The sequence below is a fragment of the Pseudomonas sp. SMV71 genome, assembly GCF_052042015.1.
Taxonomy (GTDB): domain Bacteria; phylum Pseudomonadota; class Gammaproteobacteria; order Pseudomonadales; family Pseudomonadaceae; genus Aquipseudomonas.
The window spans coordinates 14692-29541 of record NZ_JBKGGU010000036.1; the positions used below are offsets into that span (position 1 = coordinate 14692).

The window sequence follows — 14850 nt, forward strand, 5'->3', positions numbered from 1 at the left end:
CTGTTGTGGCGAGGGAGCTTGCTCCCGCTGGGTTGCGCAGCAACCCCTACCAGGCGAGACGCAAGTTTTTCCGAGCCTGGAAAATTCTGCGGCTGCTGCTCAGCCGAGCGGGAGCAAGCTCCCTCGCCACGGACTTTCTCTCCTTCCTGATACCCATTCCCAAACGCTAATTTTTCCGGTCTGCATTCGTTTTATAGGGACGACTTGCCTCTGTGCCTTGTGCCCACTGATTCCGGATACCCCAGAAATGAATGCTGAAGACGCCTTGAAACTTGCTCGCCGGTTTATCGGGTTGCCCCTGGAAAAGCGCCGTATGTTCCTGGCGGCACTGGACAAGGAGGGCGTGGACTTCAGCGGTTTTCCCATCCCTCAGGGCGTCGAGGCCGAGGATCGCCAGGCCTTGTCCTATGCCCAGCAGCGCATGTGGTTTCTCTGGCAGTTGGAGCCCGAGAGTGGCGCCTACAACCTGCCGGGGGCCGTGCGGCTCAAGGGCGTTTTGAACCTGTCGGCGCTGGAGCAGGCGTTCGCCAGCCTGGTGGCCCGTCATGAAACCCTGCGCACGGTGTTCCAGCGCCAGGCCGACGACAGCCTCCAGCAAGTGCCGTCCGACACGGTGCTACGCATTGTTCATCAAGACTTCAGCGCCTTGTCGGCGGACGCGCGCGAACAGGCGGTTCGCCACGCCGCCAGCGAGCAGTCGATGCGCCCCTTCGACCTGTCCAGCGGTCCGCTGCTGCGGGTTGAATTGCTCAAGCTCGACGACGAAGAACACGTGCTGTTGCTGACCCTGCACCACATCGTCTCCGACGGCTGGTCGATGAACGTGCTGATTGACGAGTTCATTCGTTGCTACGACGCTTTTGAAGCGGGCCTTGTCCCGCAACTGCCTGAGTTGTCGATCCAGTACAGCGACTACGCCCTGTGGCAGCGGCGCTGGCTGGAGGCCGGTGAGCAGGCGCGGCAACTGGCGTACTGGCAAGCGCAACTGGGCGATGAACATCCGGTGCTGGAGCTGCCGATTGATCACCCGCGCCCGGCCATGCCGAGTTATCGCGGCACGCGCTACGAATTCGCCGTGGCGCCGGCGTTGGCCGAGCAACTGCGCAGCACGGCCCAGCGCCACAACATCACTTTGTTCATGCTGCTGCTCGGCGCGTTCAACGTGCTGCTGCATCGCTACACCGGCCATACCGACATCCGCGTCGGCGTGCCCATCGCCAACCGCAACCGGGCGGAAACCGAAGGGCTGATCGGCTTCTTTGTCAACACCCAGGTGTTGCGCAGCGAGTTCCACGGCCAGACCCGTGTCGACGATCTGCTGCGCTCGGTCAAGGAAGCAGCTCTCGGCGCCCAGGCCCATCAGGACTTGCCGTTCGAGCAACTGGTGGAAGCCCTCAGACTTGAGCGCAGCCTCAGCCACACGCCGCTGTTCCAGGTGATGTACAACCACCAGCCGCAGGTCGCCGACATCGCCAGCATCCGCACCGCATCTGGCCTGGAACTGTCGATGCTGGAGTGGCAGAGCCGCACCACGCAATTCGACCTGACCCTCGACACCTGGGAGAAGGGCGGCACCTTGCACGCGGCGTTGACCTACGCCGACGATCTGTTCGACGCCAGCACCATTGAGCGCATGGCCCGGCACTGGACGCGCCTGCTGCAAGGCATGGTCGCTGACAGCCAGGCCTTGGTCGGCGAATTGCCGTTGCTGGCCGATGACGAATACCGGCGCCTGATCCACGACTGGAACCCGCTGCATCCGCCGTTCGAACAAAGCCAGTGCATCCACCAGTTGATCGCCCGCCAAGCCGCTGCCACACCGGACGCCGTGGCGGTGACCTTCGCCCATACCCGATTGACGTACAGCGAACTCGACGGCCGTGCCAATCGCCTGGCCCACAAACTGATCGAACTGGGCGTGGGGCCGGAGGTGCGAGTGGGCGTGGCGATGCCGCGTTCCGAACAGCTGCTGATTGCTTTGCTGGCGGTGCTCAAGGCCGGTGGCGCCTACGTGCCGCTGGACCCGGATTACCCCGGCGAGCGTGTGGCTTACATGCTCGACGACAGCCGCGCCCGCGTGTTGCTGACCGAGCAAGTGGTCGCGCAGGCCTTGGCCGTGCCTGACGCAACGGCCGTGTTGCTGTTGGATCGGATCGACTTGACGCGTTATCCGCTGGTTGCGCCGGACACCACGGTCACCCCGGACAACCTCGCCTACGTGATCTACACCTCCGGCTCCACCGGCCAACCCAAGGGCGTAGCGATTGCCCATCGCAACGTGCTGGCGCTGATCGACTGGTCCGCTTCGGTCTACAGCCGCGACGACATCCAAGGCGTGCTCGCCTCCACATCGGTGTGCTTCGACCTGTCGGTCTGGGAGCTGTTTGTCACCCTGGCCAACGGCGGCTCGCTGATCATCGCCCGCAACGCCCTGGAACTGCCGCAACTGCCGGCTCGCGACCAGGTGCGACTGATCAACACCGTGCCCTCGGCCATCGCCGCGTTGCAGCGCAGCGGCGAGATTCCGGCCAGCGTGCGGATCATCAACCTGGCCGGCGAGCCTTTGAAGCAGAGCCTGGTTCAAGCGCTGTACCCCTGTGGGAGCGAGCCTGCTCGCGATAGCGGTGGGTCAGACAATTCAGTATTCACTGACAGGACGCCATCGCGAGCAAGCTCGCTCCCACCGTTAACCGCGGTGCCTGTGAAAAATGGTGTCGAACACGTCTACGACCTCTACGGCCCCTCCGAAGACACCACCTATTCCACCTGGACCCGGCGCACCGTCGGCGGTACGGCGAACATCGGCCGGCCGCTCAAGCACAGCGCCGCCTACCTGCTCGACGCGGACCTGCAAGCGGTGCCGCAAGGCGTCTCGGCAGAGCTGTTCCTGAGTGGCGCGGGCATCACCCGTGGCTATCTCGGACGGGCGGCCATGACGGCTGAAAAATACCTGCCCAATCCGTTTTCCAGAACCGGCGAACGGCTGTATCGCACCGGTGACCTGTGCCGTTATCGCAGCGATGGCGCGCTCGAATATCAGGGCCGTCTCGACCATCAGGTGAAAATCCGCGGCTTTCGTATCGAACTGGGGGAAATCGAAGCGCGGCTGCTGCAACAACCCCAAGTGCGCGAACTGGCCGTACTGGCCCAGGACACCGAGCACGGCCCGCAACTGGTGGCGTTCATCGTGCCGAACGACGCCAGCGTGCTGACCGAGGCCCAGGCCCTGGTGCAACTGCGCGAAACCCTCAAGACCGCCCTGGGTGAGCATCTGCCGGACTACATGGTGCCGGCGTATCTGCTGTTCCTCGAAAGCCTGCCACTGACCCCCAACGGCAAGCTCGACCGCAAGGCCTTGCCGGCGATTGACGGCAGTGCGCAGCAACGTGAATTCATCGCGCCCAAGAGCCCGATGGAAAAAGCGCTGGCGACGATCTGGCAAGAGGTGCTGAACCTCGACAGCATCGGTGTGGAAGACAACTTCTTCGAGCTGGGCGGCGACTCCATCGTCTCCATGCAAGTGGTCAGCCGGGCGCGGCAAGCCGGTATCGCAATCAATCCAAAATCGCTGTTCCAGCACCAGACCCTGCGCAGCCTGGCGTTGGTGGCGCGCCAGGGCGACAGCCACCCGATGGAGCAGGGGCCGGCCGCCGGCAGTGCGCCGTTGACGCCGGTGCAGCACTGGTTTTTCGAACGTGACATTCCAGAGCGTCAGCACTGGAACCAGTCGCTGTTGCTGGTGCCGCAGGCGCCCCTCAATGTCGCGGCGCTGGATGCGGCCCTGACGCGCCTGACCGAGCACCACGACGCCCTGCGCCTGCGCTTTACCCACGTGAACGGCCAATGGCAGCAAGCCTATGCCGAACCCTCGGCGGACAGCCTGTTATGGCAACGCCAGGCGACTTCGCCGGAACAACTCAACGCCCTGTGCGACGACGCCCAGCGCAGCCTCGATCTGAAAGACGGGCCGCTGCTGCGTGCGTTGCTGGTGGACATGGCCGACGGCAGCCAGCGCCTGCTTCTGGCGATCCACCACTTGGTGGTGGACGGTGTTTCCTGGCGCGTACTGCTGGAAGACCTGCAGCTTTTTTATGCCGCGTTGCAGGGCGGCCAGCCGATCCAACCGCCCGTCAGGACCAGCACCTATGGACAATGGTCCGCGCAACTGCACGGGCATCTGGACAGCTTCATAGACAGCCTCGACTATTGGCGCGCCCAGGCGAAAACACCTGCCGATCATCTGCCGTGCGACTACCCCGAGATCTCGCTGCTGGCGTGCGACGAATGCAAGGTCCGGTTGCGGCTGGACGCCGAGCGCACCCGCCAACTGTTGCAACAGGCGCCCAAGGCCTACCGCACCCAGGTCAACGACCTGCTGTTGACCGCGCTGACGCGCACGATCTGTCGCTGGACCGGCCAGGACAGCACGCTGATCCAACTGGAAGGCCATGGCCGTGAAGACCTGTTCGACGGGCTGGACCTGACCCGCACTGTCGGCTGGTTCACCAGCCTGTTTCCGGTGAGCCTGCGTCCTGCTGCGCAGTTAGGTGCATCGCTCAAGCGCATCAAGGAACAACTGCGCGCCGTTCCGGACAAGGGCCTGGGCTACGGCGTGCTGCGTTACCTGGGCGAGCCGTCGGTGCGCCGCGAACTGGCGGCCTTGCCGGCGCCGCGCATCACCTTCAACTACCTGGGCCAGTTCGACCGGCAGTTCGACGATGCTGCGCTGTTCGTGCCGTCCAGTGAAGGCAGCGGCGCGGCGCAGCATGCCCGGGCGCCCCTGGCGAACTGGCTGACGGTGGAAGGCCAGGTCTACGGCGGCGAACTGGCGTTGAACTGGGGCTTCAGCGAGCGGATGTTCAAGCGCCAGACCATCGAGACCCTGGCCGCCGACTACCTCGCCGAACTCAGCGCGCTGATCGAGCATTGCTGCGCCCTCGAAGCGCCGCAGGCGACCCCGTCGGATTTCCCGTTGGCGCGCATCACCCAGGCGCAACTCGACAACCTGCCGGTCGCGGTGGGGCAAGTCGACGACCTCTATCCGCTATCGCCGATGCAACAAGGCTTGCTGTTCCACACCCTGTACGAGCAGGCGGCGGGCGAGTACATCAACCAATTGCGAGTGGACGTCCAGGGCATCGATCCGCAGCGTTTTGCCGCGGCCTGGCAAGCCACCCTCGACGCCCAGGACATCCTGCGCAGCGGCTTTGTCTGGGAGGGGCTCGAACAACCCTTGCAGATCGTTCTGCGCCAGGTCGAGTTGCCTTTCACGGTGGTGGACTGGCGCGGGCGCGAGGAACTCGCCGAGGCCTTGAACGAGTGCGCCGACGCCGAGCGCCGCCAGGGCTTCGACCTGGCCCGGGCGCCGCTGCTGCGCTTGCTGTTGGCGCAAACCGGCGCTGACCGCTGGCACCTGATCTACACCCATCACCACATCCTCATGGACGGCTGGAGCAATGCCCAACTGCTGGGCGAAGTGCTGCAGCGCTACAACGGCCAACCGCCGGCGACCAATGCCGGGCGCTATCGCGATTACATCGGCTGGTTGCAGCGCCAGGACGCGCAACGCAGCGAGGCGTTCTGGAACGGCCAGTTGGCGGCCTTGCAGGAGCCGACCCGGTTGGCGCGGGTTGTGTCCACCGACGCTGTCCAGAGCGGCCGGGGCGATTATTTCCAGGCCCTGGAATTGCCTCGCACCCAAGCCCTGGCGCAGTTTGCCCGCCAGCAAAAAGTCACCCTCAATACCCTGGTGCAAGCGGCGTGGCTGCTGTTGCTGCAACGCTACACCGGCCACGACAGCGTTGCCTTCGGTGCCACCGTGGCCGGGCGTCCGGCGGACCTGCCGGGTATCGAGCAACAGATCGGCCTGTTCATCAACACCCTGCCGGTGATCGCCGCGCCGCGCCCGGATCAATCGGTGGGCGCCTGGTTGCATGCTGTACAGACACAGAACCTGAGCCTGCGCGAGTTCGAGCACACGCCGTTGGCCGACATCCAGCGCTGGGCCGGGCAGGGCGGCGAAGCGCTGTTCGACAACATCCTGGTGTTCGAGAACTACCCGATTGCCCAGGCCCTGCAAGATGGCGCGGGGCAAGGGGCCACGTTCGGCGAGGTCGCTCACCTGGAGCAGACCCACTACCCGCTGAGCGTGGCCGTGACCCTCGGCCAGACGCTGGCGCTGCACTACAACTTCGACCGGGCGCACTTCAGCCCACAAGCGATCGAAGGCATCAGCCGACACTTGGCGCAGTTGCTGGAGCGTTTCGCTGAATCCGCCACGCGCAACCTGGGTGAAATCGCTCTGGTCAGCGCCGCCGAACAAGCCCGCCAGCAAGCCGCCAACCATCCGCAGCCGTACCCGACCGATATCGCCGTGCACCAGCGCATCGCCCATCTGGCCGCGTTGAAACCCCAGGCCACGGCGGTGATCTTCGACGGGCAACGGTTCAGCTATGGCGAGATCGACCGTCGGGCGAACCAGTTGGCCCACGCTTTGATCGGCCATGGCGTCGGTCCGGAAACCCGGGTCGGCGTGGCGTTGCCGCGCAGTGAGCAGGTGATCGTTGCGCTGCTGGCGGTGCTCAAGGCCGGCGCCGCCTATGTGCCGCTGGACACCCACTACCCCCGTGAACGCCTGGCGTACCTGATCGAAGATTCGGGGCTGGCGTTGTTGCTCACTGATTCCAGAGTGTCGGCGCAACTGCCCTTGGAGCGGGCTGCACAGGTGTTGGAACTCGACAACCTGGATCTGGACGGCCAACCGTTGGAGGCACCACAGGTCAGGCTTGACCCGCAAAACCTGGCCTACGTGATCTACACCTCGGGCTCCACCGGCAACCCCAAGGGCGTGAGCGTGGCCCACGGTCCGCTGGCGATGCATTGCCAGGCCATCGGCGAACGCTACGAAATGCGCGACAGCGATTGCGAATTCCATTTCATGTCCTTTGCCTTCGACGGCGCGCATGAGCGCTGGCTCACCAGCCTGACCCATGGGGCATCGTTGCTGATCCGCGATGACAGCCTGTGGACCCCGGCACAGACCTTTGACGCCATGCACACCTACGGCGTAAGCGTGGTGGCGTTCCCGCCGGTGTACCTGCAGCAACTGGCCGAGCACGCCGAGCGTGAAGGCCGCCCGCCGAAGGTACGCATCTACTGCTTCGGCGGCGACGCGGTGCCCAACGCCAGTTTCGAGCGGGTCAAGCGCGCCCTGGCCCCGGATTTCATCATCAACGGCTACGGCCCGACCGAAACCGTGGTCACGCCGCTGATCTGGAAAGCCGGCCGTGACGTGACCTGCGGCGCCGCCTATGCACCCATCGGCAGCCGCATCGGCGACCGCAGTGCCTACGTGTTGGACGCTGACCTGAATCTGCTGCCCCAAGGCATGGCCGGCGAACTGTACCTGGGCGGCACCGGCCTGGCCCGCGGCTACCTGAACCGTCCGGGCCTGACCGCCGAGCGCTTTGTCGCCGACCCGTTCAGCCACCACGGCGGCTTGCTGTACCGCACCGGCGACCTGGTGCGCCAGCGCGCCGACGGCACTTTCGATTACCTGGACCGCATCGACAACCAGGTGAAGATCCGCGGCTTCCGCATCGAGCTGGGCGAAATCGAAGCTTGCCTGCAAGCCCAGGATGGCGTGCGCGAAGCGGTAGTCGTCGCCCAGGAAGGTGCTGCCGGCAGCGGCAAACGCCTGGTGGCCTATGTGGTGGCTGACGCGCCAACCGCTGCACCTGAAGGGTTCGCCGAGCACCTGCGTGAACAACTCAAGGCGACACTGCCGGCGCACATGGTCCCGGCGTACCTGCTGGTGCTCGACCGCCTGCCGCTGACCCCCAACGGCAAGCTCGACCGCAAGAACCTGCCCAAGCCCGACGCCAGCCAGTTGCAACAAACCTACGTGGCCCCGCGCAACGCCCTGGAGCAACAACTGGCGGACATCTGGCAGGACGTGCTCAAGCTCGGCCAGGTCGGCCTGCGGGATAACTTCTTCGAACTGGGCGGCGACTCCATCGTCTCGATCCAGGTGGTCAGCCGCGCCCGTCAGGCCGGTATCCATTTCACTCCCAAGGATCTGTTCCAGCATCAGACCATCGAGGCATTGGCGAGCGTGGTGCAGACCGGTGTATCGCCGCAAACGGTCGATCAGCGACCGGTGACCGGCGAAACCGCGCTGCTGCCGATCCACCACTGGTTCTTCGCCCAGGCGATACCCGACCGCCACCATTGGAACCAGTCGGTGATGCTCAAGCCGACCCAGGCACTGGATGCGCCGTTGCTGGAGCAGGCCTTGCACGCCGTGGTCGCTCACCACGACGGATTGCGCCTGGACTTCAGCGAGCAGGGCGAAGGCTGGACCGCGCACTATCGCCAGGTGCAAGAGCAGGGCGCCGAGACCTTGCTCTGGCAAGCCGACGTGGCTGATATGGACGCGCTGCAAGCCCTGGGCAACCGGGCCCAGCGCAGCCTGCGGCTGCACGGCGGCAGCTTGTTGCGGGCGGTGCTGGCGAACCTCGCCGATGGCTCGCAGCGCGTGTTGCTGGTGGTCCATCACCTGGTGGTGGACGGCGTGTCCTGGCGGATTCTGTTCGACGACCTGCAAAGCGCCTATCGCCAGCTCGTCGCCGGGACAACCGTGCAATTGCCGGCCAAGACCCATGCCCTCAAGCACTGGGCCGAAGCGTTGCAGGCCCATGCCGCCAGCACCGCATTGCAGGCCGAGCTGGGCTTCTGGCAGCAGCAGTTGCAGGGCGCTAACGCCGCATTGCCTTGGGATAATCCCCAGGGCGGGCAACAGCATTGCCAGGCCCGGGTGATCCGCACACGGCTGGACAAGTCCCTGACCCGACAGTTGTTGCAGCAGGCTCCGGCGGCTTATCGCACCCAGGTCAATGACCTGTTGCTCGCCGCCCTGGCGCGGGTGATGGTGCGCTGGACCGGCGACGACAGCGTGCTGGTGCAGCTCGAAGGCCACGGCCGTGAAGAACTGTTCGCCGAGGTCGACCTGACCCGCACCGTCGGCTGGTTCACCAGCCTGTACCCGGCCCGGTTGACCCCGGTCGCCGACCTCGGGGCCTCGCTGAAGCAGATCAAGGAACAACTGCGCGCCATCCCCGACAAGGGCATCGGTTTCGGCGCCCTGGCGCACCTGGGGGATGAGCAGGCGCGGCAAACCCTGCGGGCCTTGCCGACTCCGTCGTTGACCTTCAACTACCTCGGCCAGTTCGACGCCAGTTTCAGTGGCGCCGCCGACGCCTTGTTCGTGCCCACCGCTGAAAGCGGCGGGGAAGAATTGAACCTGCAAGGCCCGCTGGGCAGTCCGTTGGCCCTGGACGGCAAGGTCTTCGACGGCGAGCTGGACCTGAGCTGGACCTTCAGCGGCGCACTGTTCGACAGCGCGACCATCCAACGCCTGGCCGATGCCTACACCCAGGAACTCAGCGTGCTGATCCGCCATTGCTGTGATGACCGCCAGCGCGGCGTCACACCGTCGGATTTCCCCTTGGCACGGTTGACCCAGGCCCAGCTCGACAGACTAGTGCCGCAACCCCACGCCGTGGACGACCTGTATCCGCTGTCGCCGATGCAGCAGGGCATGTTGTTCCACAGTCTGCTCGGGCAGGGCGCGGGCGACTACATCAACCAGATGCGCCTCGATGCCGAGGGCTTGGATCCGCAACGCTTCCGCGCCGCCTGGCAGGCCGTGGTCGATGCCCATGACATCCTGCGTAGCGGCTTTGTCTGGCAGGGCGATCTGGAGCAACCGCTGCAAATCGTGCAGCGTCAGGTCGATGTACCGTTCCGGCTCCTCGACTGGCGCGAGCAGCCTGATTGCGCCGATGCGCTGCAAACCCTTGCCGATGAGGAGCGTGCCCTGGGCGTGGACCTGGGCTGTGCGCCGCTGATGCGCTTGGTGTTGGTGCGCACCGGCGCGGACCGGCATCACCTGATCTACACCAACCATCACATCCTGATGGATGGCTGGAGCAGCGCGCAGCTGCTGGGCGAAGTTTTGCAGCATTACCGTGGCGAACCGGTGCCGCGTCCGACGGGCCGTTATCGGGACTACATTGCCTGGCTGCAGCGTCAGGATGCGGCGCTGGGCGAACGGTTCTGGACGCAGCAACTGCGTACGCTGGAGGAGCCGGTCCGTCTGGCCCAAGCGTTTGCGCGGCCGGCAACGACGGCTGCGGCGAATGCCTACGCTCACCATCAGCTGCAACTGGACACCACGCAGACCCGGCGTCTGGCCGAGTTCGCCCGGGCCTCGAAAGTGACCGTCAACACCCTGGTGCAAGCCGCCTGGCTGTTGCTGTTGCAGCGCTACACCGGCAAGTCCAGCGTGGCGTTCGGTGCAACCGTGGCGGGGCGCCCGGCGGACCTGGTTGGCGTCGAGGGCCAGATCGGCCTGTTCATCAACACCTTGCCGGTCATTGCCAGCCCTCGCGCCGACCAGTCGCTGGGCGACTGGCTGCAACAGGTGCAGGGCCTGAACCTGGCCTTGCGCGAGTTCGAGCACAGCGCGCTGTTCGATATCCAACGCTGGGCCGGGCTGGGCGGTGAGGCGCTGTTCGACAATATCCTGGTGTTCGAGAACTACCCGATCTCCGAAGTGCTGACACAAGGTGCGTCCGAGGGTGTGCGCTTCGGCGCCGTGGATAACCTCGAACAGACTCACTATCCACTGACGCTGCTGGTCAGCCTCGGCGAGCGATTGGCGGTGCAGTTCAGCTACCAGTGCGCCAGTTTTGCCCAGGACTCGGTCGAGCGAATCGGCCTGCACCTGCAACGCTTGCTGATGCAAATGGTCGACGCTGGGCAACATCCCCTGGGCGAGCTGAGCCTGCTGGATCCGCAGGAGATCCAACAACAGCTGCACACCTGGAATGCGACCGCAGCGGACTATCCCGCTGAGCGTTGCGTCCACCGCTTGTTCGAAGCCCAGGTGCGGCGGACCCCGGACGCTCCGGCACTGGTGTTTGCCGAACAGTCACTGACTTACGCCGAACTCAACACCCGGGCCAATCGTCTGGCCCAGCGTCTGCTGGAACGCGGCGTCGGCCCTGATCAGTTGGTGGGAATCGCCCTGGACCGCGGCGTTGAAATGATTGTCAGCTTGCTGGCCGTCCTCAAGGCCGGTGGCGCCTACGTGCCGCTCGACCCGCAATACCCGGCCGACCGGTTGGCCCACATGATCGAAGACAGTGGCCTGCAATGGCTGCTGACCCAGGCGTCGGAGTTGCAGCGGCTGGCGATTCCGGACGGGGTGCAGACCTTGATACCCGCCGTACTGGATGACATGTCCGACGGCGCTGGGTCTGTCGGTCCACAGGTGCATGTCGAGGGTGACCATCTCTGCTACGCCATCTACACCTCTGGTTCCACCGGCAAGCCCAAGGGCGTGATGGTGCGCCATGAAGCGCTGGTGAATTTCGTCACCAGCATGCTCCGTGAACCTGGCCTGTGTGCCCGTGACCGGGTGCTGTCACTGACCACATTCTCGTTCGATATTTTCGGCCTGGAACTCTACGGCGCGTTGCTCAGTGGTGCCTGCGTGGTGCTGGTGGACCGCCTGACTGCGCACGATCCGCAAGCCTTGCTGCAGACTATCGAGCGGCAACAGGTCAGCGTGGTCCAGGCCACGCCTTCGACCTGGCGCATGTTGCTCGATCATCCGGCGGCGGCCGCGCTCGCCGGTCGCAAATGCCTGTGCGGCGGCGAAGCGCTGGCCGAGGATTTGGCCGAACGCTTGCTCGCGGTCGGCGGCGAGGTCTGGAACCTCTATGGCCCGACCGAAACCACGATCTGGTCGGCGGCTTACCGGCTCACCGAAGAGCAGCGCCTGCCGTGTCTTGGCCGGCCGATTGCCAACACCTCCTTGTACATCCTCGACGAGCACTTTGCGCCGAACCCGGTGGGGCTGAGCGGTGAACTGCTGATCGGCGGCGACGGATTGGCGCGCGGTTACCACGCCCGTGCGGCGCTCACCGCCGAGCGCTTCCTGCCGGATCCGTTCGGCAACGGCATGCGCCTGTATCGCACCGGGGACCTGGCGCGCCAGCGTGAGGACGGGGTGATCGAATACCTCGGTCGGCTCGACCATCAGGTGAAGATCCGCGGTTTCCGCATCGAGCTGGGGGAAATCGAAGCCTGCCTGCTGGCCCAGGATTCGATCCGCGAAGCCGCGGTGGTGCCGCAGCCAGGGCCGGGCGGCATGCAACTGGTGGCCTACCTGATTGCCGCCCAGCCGCAGGCTACCGAGCCCGCGCTGCTGCGCGAAACACTCAAGGCGCAGCTCGCGCCGTTGCTGCCCGACTACATGATCCCGGCGCAGTGGGTACTGCTGGAGCGATTCCCGCTGACGCCCAACGGCAAGCTCGACCGCAAGGCCTTGCCGCAGCCGGACGCCACGCAGCTGCAACGCGCCTATGTGGCGCCCGAAGGCGCGCTCGAACGGAGCATCGCGGCCATCTGGCAAGACGTACTCAAGCTCGAACGGGTAGGGCGCGACGACAACTTCTTTGAACTGGGTGGACATTCCCTGCTGGCGACGCAAGCGACGGCGCGCCTGCAAATGGAACAAGGCGCCGCGGTGCCGCTGGACCTGCTGTTCAGCACCGCGTCGCTGGCCGAGTACGCCGAACGGCTGGCGGCCCACCTGATCCCTCACTCCAGCGAAGACCTGAGTGAGATGCATGATTTCCTGGCGGACCTGGAGACCCTTTGAAAATGACTCAGCTCGATAACCTGTCTCTGGTTCAGCGTTTCATTCGTTTACCGCTCGCTCAACGGCAAGCGTTTCTGCAAAAACTCAACAGCAAAGGCATGAGCTTCGCTGCGCTGCCGATCCCGGCGATGCGCGCCGAGTTCGAGCGCCTCGACCTGTCCTACGCTCAGGAGCGTCAGTGGTTTCTCTGGCAACTGGACCGACACAGCGCGGCCTACCATGTGCCCACCGCCCTGCGTTTGCGCGGCGCCCTCGACCTGGACGCGTTGCAACGCAGTTTCGATGCCTTGCTGGCGCGCCATGAAATCTTGCGCACGCTATTCGTCGAGGATGCCGAAGGGCTTCGGCAGGTGGTGCAGGCCCGCCTGAGCCTGCCCATCGAGCCGGTGATGCTGGAGGGACGGCCGGACGACGCGGCGCTCAAGGCCCTGGTCGATGCCGAGATTGCCGGATTGTTCGACCTGCGGCAGGGGCCCTTGCTGCGGGTCAAGCTGCTGCAGGTCAATGCGCACGATCATGTGCTGGTGCTGACCCAGCACCACATCATTTGCGACGGCGCCTCCGCGCAGATCATGGTTAACGATCTGGTCAAACTCTATGCCGCCCACAGCCGTGGTGAGACACCGGCCCTGGCGCCGCTGCCGATTCAATACGCGGACTACGCAATCTGGCAACGCAAGTGGATGCAGGCCGGTGAGCTGGAGCGCCAACTGGCGTACTGGACCGAGCGCCTGGGCGATGGCGGCGAAGTCTTGCCATTGCCCACGGACCGTCCGCGCCCTGCGGTGCAGAGTTATCGCGGCGCACGCCTGGACCTGAGCCTTGGCCGGGAATTGACCGAGGGCTTGAAGCAGGTGGCCCAAGCTCAAGGTTGCACGCTGTTCATGGTCTTGCTGGCGTCGTTCCAGGCGCTGTTGCATCGCTACAGCGGGCAGGTCGACATCCGCGTGGGCGTGCCGGTGGCGAACCGTAATCGCCTGGAAACCGAAGGACTGATCGGCTTTTTCGTCAACACCCAGGTGCTCGATGCCCTGGTGCACGGCGCGCTGTCGTTCCAGCAGTTGCTGGCGCAGGTCAAGCAGGCTTCGCTGGGCGCCCAGGCCCACCAGGACTTGCCCTTCGAGCAACTGGTGCAAGCCCTCGCGCCGCAACGGCAGGCGAGCCACAGCCCGCTGTTCCAGGTGATGTTCAATCACCAGAGCGGCGGCGCGGCCCAGGCCCTGCAATTGCCGGGCTTGCAGGTCGAGAGCCTGGACTGGAGTTCCCACACCGCACAGTTCGACTTGACCCTCGACACCCACGAATCCAATGGCGAGCTGGCCGCGGCCTTGAGTTACGCCACCGACCTGTTCGACGCCAGCACCGTGCAACGCATGGCCGACCACTGGCTGAACCTGCTGCACGGCATTGTCAGCGCCCCTTCGCAACGCATCGGTGAACTGCCGCTGCTGACCGCCAGCGAGCAACAACAGGCCATCGCCCAGTGGAACCCGGCGCCTGATAATTTCCCGAGCACCGCCTGCGTCCATCAACTGATCGCCGAACAAGCACGGCTGCGACCTGAGGCGATTGCCCTGCGTTTCAACGCCGAGACCCTGAGCTACGGCGAACTCAACACCCAGGCCAACCGCCGTGCCCACCAACTGAGGGCCCAGGGTGTCGGGCCGGACGTGCTGGTGGGGCTGGCGGTGGAGCGTGGGTTCGACATGCTGGTGGGCCTGCTGGCAATCCTCAAGGCCGGTGGCGCCTACGTGCCGCTGGACCCGAGTTATCCCCAGGAGCGCCTGGCCTACATGATGCAGGACAGCGGCATTCGCCTGCTGCTGACTCAAGCATCCCTCGTTGAGCAATTACCGGTACCGGCGGGTGTGCAAACGCTGCTGCTGGACGCGGACGTCAGCGAGTTCGCCGACAGCGATCCGCAAGTGACGATGGACGCCTCGAACCTGGCCTACGTGATCTACACCTCCGGCTCCACCGGCCAGCCCAAGGGCACCTTGCTGCCGCACCGCAACATCCTGCGGCTGTTCGACGCCACCCAGGCGTGGTTCGGCTTTGGTCCGGCGGATGTCTGGAGCCTGTTCCATTCCTACGCCTTCGACTTCTCGGTCTGGGAGATT

General features: G+C 65.1%; 2 protein-coding genes. Both read left to right on the forward strand.

The window, feature by feature from the left end:
- Positions 1-247: 247 nt before the first annotated feature.
- On the forward strand, positions 248-12730 hold the full coding sequence (locus ACLEJQ_RS25015; protein WP_440799551.1) for a non-ribosomal peptide synthase/polyketide synthase: 12483 nt from the start codon (positions 248-250) through the stop codon (positions 12728-12730).
- Between the two features lie 2 nt (positions 12731-12732).
- The coding region (locus ACLEJQ_RS25020; RefSeq protein ID WP_440799554.1) for a condensation domain-containing protein at positions 12733-14850 on the forward strand (2118 nt) is incomplete at its 3' end.